Source organism: Aestuariimicrobium sp. Y1814 (assembly GCF_050113895.1).
Lineage (GTDB): Bacteria > Actinomycetota > Actinomycetes > Propionibacteriales > Propionibacteriaceae > Aestuariimicrobium.
In genome coordinates, this window is record NZ_JBNJRW010000001.1 from 104,255 (window position 1) to 121,837 (window position 17,583).

A 17,583-nucleotide genomic window follows, 5' to 3' on the forward strand; every position below is an offset into this window, starting at 1 on the left:
TTCTCAGGCGGCGGGGGAGTCCTCTCCGTCATCGGGGCGGGGCAGGATGCGTCCGGTGGGGTCTTCGACCAGCCAGGTGTGGCTGCGCGTGACCAGGTAGCCGAAGCGGAGTGGCGAGCGCCACAGGAAGGTGCCCGGTAGCGGCTGGCTGAGGTGCCAGCCGCCGTGGGTCTTCGCCCGGTGGACCTTCCGTGACAGCGGGGCCAGGTTGTCCGGCCGGGTCAGGGGTTCCTGTCCGGCCGGGGTCGGCCGCCACGGGATGGTGTGGTCCAGGTCGAGCCCCCGGGAGGGTCGCTGGGAGAACGGGAACGCCTCGTGGGTGTTGCGCAGCGTGACCCATTCCCGCATCCGGGCCGGCACCTCGTAGGAGTCGGAGGTGGCGAGCTGGTCGGGGTGCAGCACTGGGCGCACGGTGACTCTCGTGTTGCCGTTGAGTTCCTTGACCCAGTCGGCCAGCAGCCCACCGGCCTTCTCGACCCGCATCAGCCCTTCGCCGGCGCGCAGGGTGGCTTCGGACAGGTGCACGAAGAGCTGGGCGCGGGGCAGCAACTGCTCGGGGTCGACCGTGACCGTTCCACAGGTGTGGCCTCGCTGCCCTCGGGCCGGGCAGTCGGGGTCGAACCCGTCGCCTCCCCAGGTCATCAGGCGTTCGGTGCCGGCCAGCACGGGGCTCTCCTCGGGGATGAACCGGTACTCGTCGGCGTATTCCGCATACAGCCGGAACTCCTCGGCCTCGGCACGGCACTTGGCGAGGAAGGCATCATTCAGGGCGACCAGCTTCTGCCGGGCGCCGGTGGCGCTGAACTCCGCGCGGGCGAACCTTTCCTGCGACGGGCGCTGGTCAAGCGCCGGCCTCGGCTTGCGCTTCGGTCTCGGCGGTGGTGGCAGGCCTGGCACGGCCTGTGGTGCGGCGTCGGATCCCATCCGGAGCACCTCGCCACGTCGTCTAGTATCGAACAGTTGTACTATTAGCTCAACTACGGGGACGCCACACAAGCCCACCGCCAGATCTGTGGACAACTATTTTCGGCGCATACCAACTGTTCCGGTGTCGGACTTGTCGGTGGACGGGGTTAGGCTGGGTCACCGTCGTCACGGATGGGGAGGGAAACCTGCATGGACCAGTTCGTCCACCTGCACTGCCACACGGACTTCTCGATGCTCGACGGAGCGGCCCGGGTGGCCGACCTCACCCAGAAGGCGGCCGGGCTGGGGATGCCGGCCATCGCGATGACCGACCACGGCAACCTCTATGGCGCCTACGAGTTCTACAAGGCCGCGAAGAAGGCCGAGATCAAGCCCATCATCGGGCTGGAGGCCTACCTCACCCCCAAGACCCACCGCAGCGAACGCAAGCGCGTCCAGTTCGGTGACGGCACCGGCGACGACGTGGCGTCCAAGGGCGCCTACACCCACATGACCATGTGGAGCGAGAACACCGAGGGCATGCACAACCTGTTCCGGCTGAGCACCCGCTCGAGCCTCGAGGGGTTCTTCTACAAGCCGCGCGCCGACCGGGAACTGCTCAACCAGTACTCCCAGGGCCTGCTGGCCACCACCGGCTGCCCCTCGGGTGAGGTGCAGACCTACCTGCGCCTGGGCCAGTTCGACAACGCCGTCGAATCGGCCGCCGAATTCGAGGACATCTTCGGCAAGGGCAACTTCTTCGTCGAGCTGATGGACCACGGCCTCGACATCGAGACCAATGTGCGTGACGACCTTCTGCGGCTGGCCAAGAAGCTGAACCTGCCGCTGGTCGCCACCAACGACCTGCACTACGTCGGCAAGGACGACGCCCACGCCCACGACACGCTGCTGTGCGTCTCGGCCGGCGCCCGCTTCGACACCCCCGGACGATTCAAGTTCAACGGCTCGGGCTACTACCTGAAGTCGGCCGAGCAGATGCGCCAGCTGTTCAGCAACCTGCCCGAGGCCTGCGACAACACCCTGGCGATCGCCGAACGCTGCCAGACCGAGTTCACCGAGGGCATGGGCACCTACATGCCCAAGTTCCCGGTGCCCGAGGGTGAGACGGAGGACTCCTGGTTCGTCAAGGAGGTCCGGGCCGGGCTGGCCCGCCGCTACCCGGACGGTGTGCCCGCCGAGGTCACCGAGCGGGCGCGCTTCGAGTACGAGATCATCCTGAAGATGGGCTTCGCCGGCTACTTCCTGGTGGTGGCCGACTTCATCAACTGGTCCAAGGAGAACGGCATCCGTGTCGGTCCCGGACGAGGCTCCGGTGCAGGGTCCATGTGCGCCTACGCCCTGCGCATCACCGACCTCGACCCGATCGAGCACGGCCTGCTGTTCGAACGCTTCCTCAACCCCGAGCGGGTCTCGATGCCCGACTTCGACATCGACTTCGACGACCGTCGCCGCGGCGAGGTGATCGCCTACGTCACCAACAAGTACGGCTCCGACCGGGTCAGCCAGATCATCACCTACGGCACCATCAAGGCCAAGCAGGCCGTCAAGGACTCCGCCCGGGTGCTCGACATGCCCTACTCGATCGGCGACCAGATCACCAAGGCCATGCCGGCCGCGGTGATGGGCAAGGACGTCCCGCTGCCCGAGTTGTTCAACCCCGACCATGACCGCTACGCCGAGGGCCGCGAGTTCCGCGAGCTGTACGAGTCCAATGCCGATGTCGCCCGGGTGGTCGACACGGCCAGGGGCATCGAGGGCCTCAAGCGGCAGTGGGGTGTGCACGCCGCCGGCGTGATCATGAGCTCCGAGCCGCTGATCGACATCATCCCGCTGATGAAGCGCGAGCAGGACGGCGCCATCATCACGCAGTTCGACTACCCGGGTTGTGAGTCACTGGGCCTGATCAAGATGGACTTCCTGGGCCTGCGCAACCTGACGGTGCTCGACGACGCCCTGCGCAACATCACCAGCAACCGTGGCGTCGACGTCGTCCTGGAAGACCTGCCGATGGACGACGCGGCCACCTTCGAACTGCTCCAGCGCGGCGACACCCTGGGCGTTTTCCAGCTCGACGGCGGCCCCATGCGTTCGCTGCTGCGCTCGATGCGGCCCGACAAGTTCGAAGACATCTCGGCCGTCGGTGCGCTGTATCGTCCGGGCCCGATGGGCGCCGACTCGCACAACAAGTACGCCCGCCGCAAGACCGGCCGGGAACCGATCACCCCGCTGCACCCCGAGCTCGAGGAACCACTGGCCGACATCCTGGGTGAGACCTACGGCCTGATCGTCTACCAGGAACAGGTGATGGCGATCGCCCAGAAGCTGGCCGGCTACACCCTCGGCAGCGCCGACATGCTGCGCCGGGCCATGGGCAAGAAGAAGAAGAAGGAACTGGACGCCCAGTACGAGGTGTTCCGCGCCGGCATGGCCGAACGCGGCTACTCACACGAGGCGATGCAGACCGTCTGGGACGTCCTGCTGCCGTTCTCGGACTATGCGTTCAACAAGTCCCACTCGGCGGCCTACGGGCTGGTCTCATACTGGACGGCGTACCTGAAGGCGAACTACCCGACCGAATACATGGCGGCGCTGCTGCAGTCGGTCAAGGACGACAAGGACAAGCTGGCCATCTACCTGGCCGAGTGCCGCCACATGGGAATCCAGGTGCTGCCGCCCGACGTGAACGAGTCCGAGGCGATGTTCACCGCCGTCGGTGATGCCATCCGCTTCGGCCTCTCGGGCATCCGCAACGTCGGCCACCACGTCGTCGACGGCATCGTGGCCGCCCGGCAGGAACATGGGCCGGCCGCGAACTTCGGCGAGTTCCTCGACCACGTGCCGCTGGTGGTGTGCAACAAGCGCATGGTCGAGTCCCTGATCAAGGCCGGTGCCTTCGACTCGATGAACCACCCGCGCCGGGCACTGATGGAGGTCTACGAGCAGGCCATCGACGCGGTGATCACCCTCAAGCGCAACGAGGCCAACGGCCAGGACGACCTGTTCGGTGCCTTCGGCGGCGCCGACGAGCAGGAGTCGGTCAACCAGCATGCCGAGGTGCCCGAACTGCCCGAGTGGGAGAAGGCGACCAGGCTGGCCTTCGAGCGCGAGATGCTGGGCCTCTACGTCTCCGACCACCCGCTGCAGGGGCTCGAACACGTGCTCCAGCGCCACCGGGACCATTCCCTGGGTGCGGTGGCGTCCCCGGACGGTCCCCCCGAAGGGGCGGTCGTCACCATCTGCGGCATGGTCACCCAGTTGACCCGCAAGCAGACCAAGACCGGTCAGATCTGGGCGATCCTGAACGTCGAGGACCTCGACGGCAGCGTCGAGGTGATGGTCTTCTCGCGGACCTACGAACAGGTCGCCATGCAACTGGCCACCGACGTCGTGGTCAAGGTGTCCGGGCGGGTCAGGCGTGACGACGACTCGGTCACCATCCAGGCCTCCGACGTCTCGCTGCCGGAGATCACCACCGAGGGTGGGGGTGGGCCGGTCACCATCCAACTGCCGGTGAGCCGGTGCACCCCGCCAGTCGTCGAACAGCTCAAGGGCGTGCTGCGCCAGCACCCCGGTGTGCAGGAGGTCCGGGTGACCCTGCTGTCGAACGACCGCGAGACCACCTTCCGCCTGCATGAGGAACTGCGGGTGAGCCCGTCGCAGCCGCTGATGGCCGACCTGAAGGCTCTGTTGGGGCCTTCCTGCCTGGCCTGAGAGGATCGCGTCCATGACCCACGTCGCGCACAGCTCCGACTCCGAGCCCTGGTCCCCGGACTCGCCCGGGCTGCTGGAACGCCCGGTCAGCCGGTTGTCGCCCGGCAATCGCCGCATGCTGGCCTTCGTCACGGCAGGGGTCCCCATCGGCCTGCTTGCCGGGCTGCTCTGGCAGGCCGTCGCGGGGCTGCCCGGCTACACGGTCGCCGAGAACGGGTCAGCGACGATGACCGAACGCGGGCTGGCCGGCTTCTTTTCGGCGGACTTCTGGTTCGTGGTCATCGGCGTCGTGCTCGGGGCAGCCATCGGTGCCTGGGGTTGGCGGTGGTTCGGACGACGCGGCTGGGTCGTGGTGCCGCTGGTACTTGCGGCCGCGGCCATCGCTGCACTGCTGTGCTGGTGGCTCGGGACCGTGGTCGGACCGAGTGACTTCGATGAGCGACTGGGCCAGGCGGTCCCCGGCGAAGTAGTCAGCATCGACCTGGAACTGCGGGCCAGGGCTGCGCTGGCCGCCTGGCCCTTCGGGGCGATCCTGCCGGTGATGATCGCCTCGGCCTTCTTCGGTGAACCGCCCGGCCGGTCCGAGGGGTGGCGCAGCGAGGTGTCCGAGCCTGCGATGCCGGGTGGGCCGCGGGTGACCGGCCAGTCGACGCCGTCCTCAGACCAGCGCCAGGCCCCAGACCGTGATGGGGGCGAGCAGTAGGGCGGGCACCATGTCGCCGACCCTGATGTCCTTCAGGCCGATCAGCCGGATCCCGAGCCCGAGCAGCATCACCCCGCCGACCACCGAGATCATGTCGACCTGGGGGCCGTTCAACACGTCGCCGAGGAGCCAGGCCAGCAGCGTCAAGGTGCCCTGGTAGGCGCCGACGGCCAACGCCGAGGCCATCACCCCGATGCCCAGCGCCGAGGCGAAGGCGATGGAGGCGACCCCGTCGAGGATGGCCTTGATCATCAGGGTGGAGGCTCCCTGCCCGAGGCCTTCCTGCAGCGAGCCCAGGATGGCCATCGGCCCGATGCAGAACAGCAGGGTGCTGGTGACGAAGCCGTTCACGAAGCGGGTCTGGCGTTCGTTGCCGGCGCCCTCGTCGCGGACCAGCAGGCGGCGCAGCCAGGCGGCCAGGGTCTCGGTGCGGTCCTCCAGGCGCAGCAGCGACCCGACCACGGTGCCCACGACGAGCACCAGGATGGCGACCAGGAAGACAGCCCCACCGGGCACGGCCTCGGTCAGCCTGGCCCCCAGCATGGGCAGCATGGTGGTGGCTCCCATCACCAGGGTGCACAGGCCCAGGACCTGGGTGATGGTGGTGCGGGTGCGTTCATCGAGCTTGCTGCCCAGCGCCAGCCCGACCAGCGAGCCGACCACGATGGTGACGACGTTGACGGCAGTGCCCAGACCAATGAACCCCACGGTTGTCACTGTAGGGGACGCCCACCCGGGGGAAGACGTGCTGACCACGGGTGAGAGGTCAGTAGACTGACCCGTGTGATTCGACGCATTGACCTCACCGCAGTGACCGACGCGGACTACCGCACCCTCGTACCGCGGGCGGACTTCGACGTCGAGCATGCCGTCGAGAAGGTGCGCCCGATCAGTGATGCGGTCGCCACCGAGGGCGAGGCCGCGCTGCGCCGCTTCTCCGAACAGTTCGACGGCGTGGTGCCCGACTCCTTCCGCGTCGCCCCCGAGACCCTGGCCCGGTGCCGCGACGAGCTGGACCCGACTCTGCGTGAGGCCTTCGAGGTCTCCATCGAGCGCCGCCGTGCGGTCTGCAAGCTGGGGGAGGTCGAGGAGTCGGCCAAGCGGGTTGCGGTCGCCGAGGGTGCCACCATCACCACCCGCATCGTCCCCGTCGACCGGGTCGGCCTCTATGTGCCCGGCGGCCTGGCGCCGCTGGCGTCCAGCGTGATCATGAACGTCGTCCCGGCCCAGGAGGCCGGGGTCGGGTCCATCGCCGTCGCCTCCCCACCGCAGGCCGAGTTCGGGGGGCTGCCGCACCCCAACATCCTGGCCCTGTGCGCACTGCTGGGCGTCGACGAGGTCTACGCCGTCGGCGGAGCCCAGGCCATCGCGATGTTCGCCCATGGGGTGCCCGAGTTGTGCACGCCGGTCAGCATGATCACCGGCCCCGGCAACATCTGGGTGGTCGCCGCCAAGCGCCTGCTGCGTGGCAAGGTCGGCATCGACGCCGAGGCGGGCCCCACCGAGATCGCCGTCCTCGCTGACGACTCGGCCAGCCCCGTTCACGTCGCGGCCGACCTGATCTCCCAGGCCGAGCACGACCCGATGGCCGCCGCCGTGCTGGTTACCGACTCGGCCGGGCTGGTCGACGCCGTCGAAGCTGAACTCGCCACCCAGGTCGCCGCCACCGAACACCGTGAGCGGGTCAGCACGTCACTGGGCGGCCCGCAGTCGGCGCTCGTGCTCGTCCGTGACCTCGAGCAGGGCCTGGCCGTCGTCAATGCCTACGCCGCTGAGCACCTCGAGATCCAGACCCGGGACGCCGCCGCGGTGGCCGCCCGGGTCACCAACGCCGGCGCCGTCTTCGTCGGGTCCTGGGCGCCGGTCTCCCTGGGGGACTACTCGGCCGGCTCCACCCACGTGCTGCCCACCGCCGGCTGCGCCTGCCACAGTTCCGGGCTGACCGTGCGCAGCTTCATGAAGGCGATGCACGTCATCGACTACAGCCGCGACGCGCTGCTCGAGATCGCTGACGGCGTCGAGGCCTTCGCCCGCGCCGAGCACCTGCCCGCCCACGCCAATGCCATCACCGTTCGACGAGGGGAGCCCACCGATGAGTGAGTCCAGCAACATCGAGCCCACGATTCCCGGCCCCGACATCGCTCTGGCTGACCTGCCCCTGCGCCCGGAACTGGTGGGGGAGGAGCCCTACGGCGCCCCCCAGCTCGACGTGCCGGTGCGCCTCAACGTCAACGAGAACCCCTACCCGCCCAGCGGCGCCATCATCCACGACATGGCGCGTGCCGTCAGCTCGCTGGCGACCGAGGTCAACCGCTACCCCGACCGGGAGGCCACCGACCTGCGCCGAGACCTGGCGCGCTACCTCGGCTTCGGCCTGGCGGCTGCGAACATCTGGGCCGCCAACGGATCCAATGAGGTGATGACCCACCTGCTGCAGGCATTCGGCGGCCCGGGCCGCACCGTGCTGTCGTTCGCGCCGACCTACTCGATGTACCCCGAGTACGCCCGCAACACCCTGACCAACTACGTCACCGCACCCCGCCGCGACAACTACACCCTGACCTCGACCGACATCCTGTCCGCCATCGCCGAGCACCAGCCCGACGTGGTCATCATCACCACCCCGAACAACCCAACCGGCACCACCATCCCGGCCAGCGTGCTCGAAGAGGTGCTCGAGGGCACCGAGGCGCTGGTGGTGGTCGACGAGGCCTACCAGGAGTTCACCGAGTTCCCCGAGGACTCGGCCTGCGCCCTGCTGTCGCGGTTCGGACGACTGGTCGTCAGCCGCACCATGAGCAAGGCCTTCGCCTTCGCCGGCGGACGAGTGGGCTACCTCGCGGCAGCTCCCGCGATCGTCGATGCCTGCCGCATTGTCCGGCTGCCCTACCACCTGTCGGCCCAGACCCAGGCGCTGGCCCGGGTGGCGCTGGCCCACGCCCCGGAGATGCTGTCCAATGTCTCCGAGCTGCGCATCCAGATCCAGCAGTTGCAGTCGTGGTTGCGTGACCGCGGCCTCGAGGTCGTGCCCAGTCAGGCCAACTTCTGCCTGTTCGGCCGCTTCGCCGACCGCCATCCCGTGTGGCAGGGCCTGCTCGACCGCGGGGTCCTGGTCCGCGAGACCGGGCCGGACGGTTTCCTGCGGGTCTCGGCCGGCACCCCCGACGAGATGGCCGCCTTCCGCCGCGCGCTGGAAGAGGTGCTCGCCGAGCACCCTGCCCGCGTGACCACCACCCCCAGCGAGGAATCCCGATGACCGACGCCACCACCCAGCCCCACCGCACCGCCAGCATCGAACGCACCACCAGCGAATCGACGATCTCGGTGTGGATCGACCTCGACGGCACCGGTGAGTACGACATCGACACCGGTGTGGGCTTCTACGACCACATGCTCACCGCGTTGAGCCGGCACTCCGGCATCGACATGAAGGTCAAGGCCACCGGTGACCTGCACATCGACGGCCACCACACCATCGAGGACACCGCCATCGCGCTGGGCCAAGCACTCAAGATCGCCCTCGGCGACAAGGCCGGCATCACCCGCTACGGTGATGCCACCATCCCGTTGGACGAGGCGCTGGCCCACTGCACGGTCGACGTGGCCGGGCGCCCCTACGTCGTGCACACCGGCGAGCCCGAGGGGCAGGTCTACGCCCTGATCGGCGGCTCCGGCGTGCCCTACGCCGGTTCGATGACCCGCCACGTGGTCGAGTCGTTCGCGTTGAACAGCGGCCTGTGCATCCACCTGCGGCTCATCTCGGGCCGCGACCCGCACCACATCGTCGAGGCCCAGTTCAAGGCCCTGGCCCGTGCGCTGCGCACCGCGGTCTCCTTCGACCCGCGCACCGTGGGCGTGCCCAGCACCAAGGGAACGCTGAATGCCTGAGGAAGGTCCTACAGCACCGACCGTCGGAGTGTTGGACTACGGTTCGGGCAACCTGCATTCGGCCGTCAAGGCGTTGGAGGCGGCCGGCGCGCAGGTCGTGCTCGGCAGCGCCGAGCAGATCGCCGACTGCGACGGTGTCGTCATTCCCGGTGTCGGTGCCTTCGCCGCCTGCATGGACGGGCTGCAGCAGGCCGGCGGTGACGACCTCGTCCGGCAGCGGCTGGAAGCCGGTCGCCCGGTGCTGGGCATCTGCGTGGGACACCAGGTGATGTTCGGGCTGGGCCGTGAGCATGGGGTCGAGCGTGCCGGGATCGGGGTGCTTCCCGGGGTGGTCGAGCAGATCGAGGCGCCGCGGCTGCCGCACATGGGCTGGAACACAGTCGAGGCTCCGGCGGGCACGCGCCTGTTCACCGATCTGGGGGAGCGCTACTACTTCGTGCACTCCTACGGGGTGCGCTCCCTGCCTGACGGCTTCGAGGGTCTGGTCACCTGGGCCGAGCACGAGGGTGACCGGTTCGTGGCCGCGGTCGAGCATGGTGCGTTGACCAGTGTGCAGTTCCACCCGGAGAAGTCCGGTGCGGCGGGTGGTCGGCTGCTGGGACGTTGGCTGCGCAGAGTCGGTGAGGTGCGGCTCGGCGGACCGTCAGCCTCGTAAGATCACGGTGGGTCTGTCAGGAACTTTGTGTGAGTGGTTCTCGGTGTGATGCCCGGGTGGGCTGGGTGGATCGAGAATCAGATCATGGGGCAGCAACGGGTGCTGACCGCGTTGACCAAAGGTGCTCCAGTCGGCGCTGGAGGAGGAGATGGCCGCTCATCTGGGCTATGACAAGCATGATCGGGCGGGTCGGGGCAGCGGAAACTCCCGTAACGGGTCGAACCGGGCTGCCACGTTTGAGCCGCACGTGTGTCCCGAGGTCATCCGCGTGTCCAACAGATGGCTGTGACGAGACGATACCCCGGGGTCAGCCACGTCTGACCACACGATCGGAGCAACCGGCCAGGTAGCCTCGGCATCGCCAGCGGTGGATGCTCCCGGCCGACGAGCCGCCCGGCCCGGGGCCGATCCGATAGGCTCGCGGGCGTGAATACTCTGGTGTTGTTGCCCGCTGTAGACATCCAGTCCGGGCAGGCCGTCCAGCTCGTCCAGGGCGTGGCCGGCAGTGAGAAGACTTTCGGTGACCCGCTCGCCGCAGCCCAGCGCTGGAAGAACGACGGCGCCGAATGGCTGCACCTGGTCGACCTCGACGCCGCCTTCGGCCGGGGCAGCAACGCCCAGATCACCACCGACATCACCGGCCGCATCGGCATGCACGTCGAACTGTCCGGCGGCATCCGCGACGACGAGTCCCTGAAGCGGGCGCTGGACGCCGGTGCCCGCCGGGTCAACATCGGCACCGCCGCCCTCGAGAACCCCGAATGGTGCGAACAGATCATCGCGGCCTACGGCGACAAGATCGCCATCGGCCTGGACGTGAAGGGCACCCGGCTCGCCGCCCGCGGCTGGACTCGTGAGGGCGGCGACCTGCACGAGACCATCGACCGGCTCAACGCCGCCGGCTGCCGGCGCTACGTGGTCACCGACGTGGCCAGCGACGGCATGCTGACCGGCCCGAACTTCGACCTGCTCGCCGACGTCTGCAGCCGCACCGACGCCGCCGTCATCGCCAGCGGCGGGGTGACCACACTGGCCGACATCGCCCGCCTGCGCGACATGGACGGTGTCGAGGGTGCCATCGTCGGCACAGCCCTCTACGTGGGCAGCATGACCCTGACCGATGCGCTGGCCGTGGCGCGTGGTGCCAACCCCGAGGACCTGTGATGAATGCTGAGCCCGAGCGCCGACCGATCGGCCCGGCCGCCACCTTCGGCACCACCGGCGTCATGCAGCAGCCGCCGCCGCCCCTGAACGGGCGCATCCGCGACCTGCTGGCCGGCAAGAAGATCGCCCTGACCGGGGTCACCGGGTTCATCGGCGAGCAGGTGCTGTGGAAGATCCTCACCGAGGTGCCCGAGGCCACCGTCTCGGTGCTGGTGCGCCGCAAGGGCTCGATGACTGCCCAGACCCGCGTCGTCGGGCTGCTGCGCAAGCCCATCTTCAAGGAACTTCGTGAGGCCGCCGGCGGCCCCGAGGAACTGCAGCAGGCCCGCGTCGAGGTGATCGAGGGCGATCTGCCCAACGTGCCCGAACTGCCGCGCGACATCGATGTGCTGGTGCACTGCGCCGGTGACGTCTCCTTCGACCCGCCGATCGACGATGCCTTCCGCACCAATGTGCTGGGCACCCAGGCACTGCTGGAACGCTTCATCGAATCGGCCACCGGCCCCGACGGCACCCTGGAGCGCGTGCCCCACTACGTGCACATCTCCACCGCCTACACCGCCGGTCGCCGGCGTGGCGCGATTCCCGAGGCCGCCCACGAGCACGACGTCGACTACCGCGTCGAGACCGAGGCCGCCCTCGAGATGGGCGAGCACATCCGCCGCCGCTCGCGCAGCCCCGAAGAACTGTCCCTGCTGCGCAAGCAGGCCGAGGCCCAGCACCAGCAGGCCGGCTACCTCACCACGGCAGCCGACACCGAGCGCCGCCGCCTGGAATGGATCCGCGACGAACTGGTCCGCGCCGGCACCGAACGTGCCCGCTCGCTGGGCTGGACCGACGTCTACACCTTCGCCAAGGCGATGGGGGAGCGGGTCGTCGCCGAGGTCGCCAAGGACATCAAGGTCTCGGTCGTGCGCCCGGCCATCGTCGAGTCATCCCTGAAGCACCCCTACCCGGGCTGGATCGAGGGCTTCAAGATGGCCGACCCGATCATCCTGGCCTATGCCCGCGGCGAACTGCCCGAGTTCCCGGCCTCGCCCGACTCGGTCATCGACATCATTCCCTGCGACTACGTGGTCAACGCCATCGTCGCGGTCTGCGCCACCGACCCCGAGGTCGGCACCATCGAGTTCTACCACTCGAACTCCGGCGCGCGGAACCCGCTGACCTTCCAAGGCATCTTCGAGAACCTGCGCTCCTACATGAACGCCCACCCCTTCGTCCTGGACGGGAAGGAGGTGCCCCGCGCCGCTTGGAAATTCCCCGGCCATGCCCCGGTCGAACGGGCGATCCGGCTCGGCGAGTTCGGCACCCGCTGGGGCAACCGACTGCTCAACCTGGCGCCACGTTCGCAGACCACCCGCAAGGCCGCCATCGCCCTGGACAAGCAGACCGACCGGCTCGCCTTCTACCGCAAGTACCTGTCGCTCTACGGGGAATACCTGCAGTCGCAGTTGCACTTCGTCGACGACCGCACCCTGGCCCTGCACCACAATCTGGACCCGGCCGACGTGGAGGCCTTCGGCTTTGACTCCGCCGACGTCGACTGGCCCACCTACCTGCAGCAGATCCATGCGCCGGCCATCCTGGAACCGGTCCAGCGCCTCGAGAATGCCCGCAAGCGACGCGAGGCCCGGGCCACCACCTACCGCGAGCTCAAGCCGGGCACTCGTCCGACCATCGCCGCCTTCGACCTGGACGGCACGGTCATCGCCACCAATGTCGTCGAGACCTATCTGGCCGCGCGGCTGCCCGAACTGGGCCCGATCGACAAGGCCCGCGAGTTCGCCGGCGTGCTGACCCGGCTGCCCGGTTACCTGGGCGCCGAGCGGCGCGACCGCAGCGACTTCCTGCGGGCGCTCTACCGCCGCTTCGAGGGCATGCCACTGGCCCACCTGGAAGAGATCGTCGACGACCGGCTCGCCGACTTCTTTGCCGACCGGATCGCCCCTGACGCCCTGGCCCGCATCAAGGAGCACCGCGAGGCCGGTCACACCACGGTGCTGCTGACCGGGGCGGTGCGGCCCTTCACCCGCCCGCTGGACGACCTGTTCGACGTGATCGTGGCCGGTGAACTGTCGGTTGACGCCGAGGGGGTCTGCACCGGCTTCCTGCAGGGCCCGCCCATGGTCGGTGAGTCCCGCTCGGCCTGGCTGCGGCACTACGCCGCGCTGAACAACCTCGACCTGCGCGACGCCTACGCCTACGCCGACAGCCATGTCGACCTGCCCATGCTGCGCGCGGTCGGCCACCCTGTGGCCGTCAGCCCTGACGTCGGCCTGCTGCGGGCGGCCAGGCAGCAGGGCTGGTCGATCGTCGACTGGCCGGTCGGCGCCAGCCGACGACGAATGTTGCCCGTGTGACGGCGGGGCCGCCGTCTGCCGGCCCGAGCGCGTCCGCTAGGCTCGTGCCACGGCTCGAGGGGTCAACGGTGATCCTTCGAGCCCTTGCCCCCTTGCGAAAACTGATGGCTGATGACTGAACCTGACCTGGAACCCCACCTGCGGTGGAGCTGGCTGGACGAGTCGGACCTCCCCGAACTGGCAGCCCTGCGCGAAGCCACCGACTACGTGGACGACCCCATCGAACGCACCGACCTGACCCAGCTGCAGGGCCTGTTCAACGCTCCTGAGGCCAACCCCACCCGCAACGCGGCCGTCGGTCGGGACCAGACCGGCTCCGTGGTCGCCTACGCGTGGGGCCACCCCCGCGTCGGCGAGGGAGAACTGCGCTACTGGCTCGACTGGGCCGTCCACCCCGCGTGGACCTACCGCAGCATCGGGGTCGCCTGCACCACCTGGCTGCGTGACCGGGGGGTCGCCTGGTGGCAGGAGCAGCAGGCGGCCGGCATCGACGAACCGCTGTGGCTGGGCGCCCACGTGGACGAGAAGCTGACCCGCAAGGTGTCCCAGATGGAATCGGCCGGTTTCGTGGCCGAACGCTGGTTCAGCGACATGCGGGTCTGGTTCGCCGAGCACGACCCCCACGAGTTGCCGCTGGTGGTGCCCGAGGGCATCGAACTGGTGCACTTCGAACCCTCGCTCAGTGAGGCCGTCCGGGCCGCGCACAACCGGGCCTTCGCCACCGTGCCCGGCGCCCAGCGGATCTCGCGCAGCGTCTGGGAACACGTCCTGGAGACCACCGCCGCCGACGTCGTCAGCTCCTGGGTGGCGTTGGCCGACGGGTCGGTGGCCGGTTACGCCATCAGCTCCGGCCAGCACAGCGAGACCGACGACGCCCTGGTCGAGGGCTGGACCGAGTTCCTCGGCACCGTGCCCGAGTGGCGCGGACGAGGCATCGCGCGGGCCGTGCTGACCGCGGCCCTGCGCGGTTTCGCCGACGCCGGGCTGGCGGGGGCGGGGCTGGGGGTGGACGCCGACCGGGCCGAGGCCGCGTTCCGCCTGTTCACCGAGCTCGGCTACCGCAGCTCGGAGCGGCTGGTGCTGATGGGCATGCGACGCGGCTAGAGTGGACTGCCGGACACACCCGCAACCGGGGTGTGCGCAGTCTGGAAAGGGGCGCCCCCATGGCAGGTCACTCCAAATGGGCCACGACCAAGCACAAGAAGGCCGTCATTGACGCCAAGCGCGGCAAACTGTTCGCCAAGCTCGTCAAGAACGTCGAGGTGGCGGCGCGCATCGGCGGTGGGGACCCTGCCGGCAACCCCACCCTCTACGACGCCATCCAGAAGGCCAAGAAGAGCTCGGTGCCCAACGACAACATCGACCGCGCCGTCAAGCGCGGTTCGGGTGCCGACGGTGAGGGCGCCAACTACGACACCGTGATGTACGAGGCCTACGGCCCGGCCGGGGTCGCCATCCTCATCGAGTGCCTCACCGACAACCGCAACCGGGCCATCTCCGACGTGCGGGTCGCGGTCACGCGCAACGGTGCCACCATGGCCGACGGCGGCTCGGTGCAGCGCATCTTCGCCCGCAAGGGCATCGTCATCGTCCCCAAGGACCAGGACGGCCGCCAGGTCAGCGAGGACGACGTGCTCGAGGCCACCATCGACGCCGAACCCGAGGACGTCATCGACCTGGGTGACACCCTCGAGATCGTCTCCGACCCGGCCCAGGTGGTCGCGGTGCGCCAGGCCGTCCAGGCTGCCAACCTCGACTACGACTCGGCCGAGGTCGAGTTCCGCGCCGACTTCGACCAGCCGCTGACGTCGGTGGACGAGGCCCAGAAGCTGTTCCGCGTCATCGATGCCCTCGAGGACTCCGACGACGTCCAGAACGTCTACACCAACGTCGACATCCCTGAGGACATCGCCTCCCAGCTCGAGGAGGAGTGATCCGGTGCGTGTCCTGGGGGTCGACCCCGGCCTGACCCGCTGCGGTGTGGGGGTGGTCGAGGGCGTCGTGGGGCGCCCCCCGGAGTTCATCGACTGCGGCGTCGTGCGCACCCCGGCCGACCTGGACCACGCCCTGCGCCTGCTGCGGATCGAAGAGGGGCTCCAGGAGTGGGTGGCTCGGACCCGCCCCGACGCCATTGCGGTGGAACGGGTCTTCGCCCAGCACAACCTGCACTCGGTCACGGGCACCGCCCAGGCCGCCGGTATCGCCATGCTGGTCGCCGCCCGCCACGCGATCCCGGTCGTGCTGCACACCCCCAGTGAGGTGAAGGCCGCCATCACCGGCAGCGGGCGGGCCGACAAGGCCCAGGTCGGTGCCATGGTGGCACGCATCTGCCGACTGGACGCACCACCGACCCCCGCCGACGCCGCCGATGCCGTGGCGCTGGCCATCACCCATGTCTGGCGGGGCACCGCCACCAACCGGTACGCCGAACTGGTCGCCGCCGCCCGCGCCCGCCCCACCCGCTACCCGAGGGGAACCCGCCGTGATTGACCGACTCACCGGCACCACGGCCGCCGCCGGGCCCAACTGGGTCGTCGTCCAGACCGGCGGGCTCGGCCTGCGGGCCTGGTGCACCCCGGCCACCGCCGCCGGCGTCCGCCCCGGGCAGGAGTGCTCCCTGTTCACCACCCTGGTCACCCGGGAGGACTCCCTCACCCTCTACGGCTTTGCCGCCGAGGACGAACGCGACGCCTTCGAACTGGTCCAGACCGCCTCCGGCGTCGGGCCGAAGCTGGCGTTGGCGATCGTCTCGGTGCTGGCCCCGGGTGACCTGGCGGCCGCCATCACCGCCGGGGACGTCAAGCGGCTCACCTCGGTGCCCGGCCTGGGCCCCAAGGGTGCCCAGAAGATGATCATCGAACTCAAGGACAAGGTGCTCGTCCTCGGTGGGCGCAGCTCGTCCGGCGTCGTGCAGGAACCGCGCGGGGCTGCCGAAGCGTGGCGTGAACAGGTCTCCGAGGGCCTGCAGGGCCTGGGCTGGTCGGCGCGTGACGCCGAGACGGCGTGCGAGCGGGTGGCTCCGCTGGTCGAGGAGGACCCGTCGGTGTCGGTGGCTTCGCTGATGCGGGCGGCGCTGCGTTCGCTGGCCCGCTGAGGTGGAAGGTAGTTTCGAGGCCATGACCCATTCCCCGCTCGACCCCACCCTCGAACCGGAGGAGAGGGCTGCCGAACAGGCGCTGCGGCCCTCGAGGCTGGCCGATTTCTCCGGCCAGCAGCGGGTCAGCGACCAGTTGGGACTCGTGCTGGAGGCCGCCCGCCACCGCGGTGCCACCCCCGACCACGTACTGCTCAGCGGGCCGCCGGGGCTGGGCAAGACCACCCTGGCCATGATCATCGCCGCCGAAATGGGTGCCCCGCTGCGGATGTCGTCGGGGCCGGCCATCCAGCACGCCGGGGACCTGGCCGCGATCCTGTCCGGCCTGGTCGAGGGCGAGGTCTTCTTCCTCGACGAGATCCACCGCATGTCGCGACCCGCCGAGGAAATGCTCTACATGGCCATGGAGGACTTCCGGGTCGACGTGGTCATCGGCAAGGGCCCGGGCGCCACCGCCATCCCGATCGACCTGCCCCCGTTCACCCTGGTCGGGGCGACCACCCGCGCCGGCATGCTGCCCAGCCCGCTGCGCGACCGGTTCGGTTTCACCGCCACCCTCGACTACTACGAGCCCGAGGACCTGCACCGCATCCTCACCCGCTCGGCCACCCTGCTCGAGGTCGACCTCGACCCCGAGGCCGGGGCAGAGGTGGCCTCGCGTTCCCGGGGAACCCCCCGCATCGCCAACCGCCTGCTGCGCCGGGTGCGTGACTACGCCCAGGTGCACGGCAGCGGCCACGTGGACCTCGACATCGTCCACGCCGCCCTCGACCTCTACGAGGTGGACGCGCTGGGGCTGGACCGACTCGACCGGGCGGTGCTGGAGGCGCTGTGCACCAAGTTCGGTGGCGGGCCGGTGGGCCTGTCCACGCTGGCGATCAGCGTCGCCGAGGAGACCGAGACCGTCGAGGAGGTCGCCGAGCCGTTCCTGGTCCGGCTGGGCTTCCTGATGCGCACCCCCCGTGGGCGGGTGGCGACCCCGGCGGGCTGGCACCATTTGGGACTGCGACCGCCTCGTCCGGAGAACCCGGATTTGTTCGGGTAGTCTTACCCCGTTTGGTCAAGCCCACAGGAGCCC

At 69.4% G+C, this 17,583-nt stretch carries 15 protein-coding genes and 1 pseudogene; 14 read left to right on the plus strand and 2 right to left on the minus strand.

Annotated elements, in window-relative coordinates; all coding sequences use genetic code 11:
- Positions 1-3: 3 nt before the first annotated feature.
- Positions 4-924 (minus strand): HNH endonuclease signature motif containing protein, encoded by a 921-nt coding sequence (locus tag ACQE3C_RS00515; protein ID WP_434537238.1) that lies wholly within the window; start codon positions 922-924, stop codon positions 4-6.
- A 192-nt stretch (positions 925-1,116) separates the two neighbouring features.
- On the opposite strand from ACQE3C_RS00515, the gene dnaE reads away from it, so the two are divergent.
- Positions 1,117-4,638: a DNA polymerase III subunit alpha gene (gene dnaE / locus ACQE3C_RS00520; protein WP_434537239.1), complete on the plus strand. Its 3,522-nt coding sequence runs from the start codon at positions 1,117-1,119 to the stop codon at positions 4,636-4,638.
- 13 nt (positions 4,639-4,651) lie between these two features.
- Complete coding sequence (locus ACQE3C_RS00525) at positions 4,652-5,341, plus strand: hypothetical protein (protein WP_434537240.1); 690 nt, start codon at positions 4,652-4,654, stop codon at positions 5,339-5,341.
- Here the strand turns inward: ACQE3C_RS00525 and ACQE3C_RS00530 are convergent.
- A complete protein-coding gene (locus ACQE3C_RS00530; protein WP_434537241.1) occupies positions 5,297-6,049 on the minus strand; it encodes a DUF554 domain-containing protein in 753 nt (250 codons plus the stop codon). The genes ACQE3C_RS00525 and ACQE3C_RS00530 overlap by 45 nt on opposite strands.
- 75 nt (positions 6,050-6,124) lie before the next feature.
- Here ACQE3C_RS00530 and hisD point away from each other — a divergent pair, with 75 nt between their 5' ends.
- From hisD to ruvB, 12 genes and pseudogenes are all read left to right on the plus strand, one after another.
- Positions 6,125-7,441 (plus strand): histidinol dehydrogenase, encoded by a 1,317-nt coding sequence (hisD, locus tag ACQE3C_RS00535; RefSeq protein ID WP_434537242.1) that lies wholly within the window; start codon positions 6,125-6,127, stop codon positions 7,439-7,441.
- On the plus strand, positions 7,434-8,597 hold the full coding sequence (locus ACQE3C_RS00540; RefSeq protein ID WP_434537243.1) for a histidinol-phosphate transaminase: 1,164 nt from the start codon (positions 7,434-7,436) through the stop codon (positions 8,595-8,597). The genes hisD and ACQE3C_RS00540 overlap by 8 nt, the downstream gene beginning before the upstream one ends.
- Positions 8,594-9,229 carry an imidazoleglycerol-phosphate dehydratase HisB gene (gene hisB, locus ACQE3C_RS00545; RefSeq protein ID WP_434537244.1) on the plus strand — a complete coding sequence of 212 codons (636 nt, stop codon included), beginning with the start codon at positions 8,594-8,596 and terminating at the stop codon, positions 9,227-9,229. Before ACQE3C_RS00540 ends, hisB begins: the two co-directional genes overlap by 4 nt.
- Positions 9,222-9,884, plus strand: coding sequence for an imidazole glycerol phosphate synthase subunit HisH (gene hisH, locus ACQE3C_RS00550; protein ID WP_434537245.1), 663 nt, complete (start codon positions 9,222-9,224; stop codon positions 9,882-9,884). Before hisB ends, hisH begins: the two co-directional genes overlap by 8 nt.
- A gap of 121 nt (positions 9,885-10,005) precedes the next feature.
- Positions 10,006-10,143 (plus strand): annotated as a pseudogene (locus ACQE3C_RS00555) (transposase); the annotation flags it as partial.
- Positions 10,144-10,322: 179 nt separating this feature from the next.
- Positions 10,323-11,048 carry a bifunctional 1-(5-phosphoribosyl)-5-((5-phosphoribosylamino)methylideneamino)imidazole-4-carboxamide isomerase/phosphoribosylanthranilate isomerase PriA gene (gene priA, locus ACQE3C_RS00560; RefSeq protein WP_434537563.1) on the plus strand — a complete coding sequence of 242 codons (726 nt, stop codon included), beginning with the start codon at positions 10,323-10,325 and terminating at the stop codon, positions 11,046-11,048.
- Positions 11,048-13,411 carry an HAD-IB family hydrolase gene (locus ACQE3C_RS00565; protein ID WP_434537246.1) on the plus strand — a complete coding sequence of 788 codons (2,364 nt, stop codon included), beginning with the start codon at positions 11,048-11,050 and terminating at the stop codon, positions 13,409-13,411. Before priA ends, ACQE3C_RS00565 begins: the two co-directional genes overlap by 1 nt.
- A 111-nt stretch (positions 13,412-13,522) precedes the next feature.
- Positions 13,523-14,515, plus strand: coding sequence for a GNAT family N-acetyltransferase (locus ACQE3C_RS00570; RefSeq protein WP_434537247.1), 993 nt, complete (start codon positions 13,523-13,525; stop codon positions 14,513-14,515).
- A 59-nt stretch (positions 14,516-14,574) separates the two neighbouring features.
- Positions 14,575-15,345 carry a YebC/PmpR family DNA-binding transcriptional regulator gene (locus ACQE3C_RS00575; protein WP_434537248.1) on the plus strand — a complete coding sequence of 257 codons (771 nt, stop codon included), beginning with the start codon at positions 14,575-14,577 and terminating at the stop codon, positions 15,343-15,345.
- A 13-nt stretch (positions 15,346-15,358) separates the two neighbouring features.
- Positions 15,359-15,901, plus strand: coding sequence for a crossover junction endodeoxyribonuclease RuvC (ruvC, locus tag ACQE3C_RS00580; protein ID WP_434537564.1), 543 nt, complete (start codon positions 15,359-15,361; stop codon positions 15,899-15,901).
- Entirely contained in the window at positions 15,894-16,505 is a 612-nt protein-coding gene (gene ruvA, locus ACQE3C_RS00585; RefSeq protein WP_434537249.1) for a Holliday junction branch migration protein RuvA, read from the plus strand. The genes ruvC and ruvA overlap by 8 nt, the downstream gene beginning before the upstream one ends.
- Positions 16,506-16,527: 22 nt before the next feature.
- On the plus strand, positions 16,528-17,550 hold the full coding sequence (gene ruvB, locus ACQE3C_RS00590; protein WP_434537250.1) for a Holliday junction branch migration DNA helicase RuvB: 1,023 nt from the start codon (positions 16,528-16,530) through the stop codon (positions 17,548-17,550).
- Positions 17,551-17,583 lie beyond the last annotated feature (33 nt).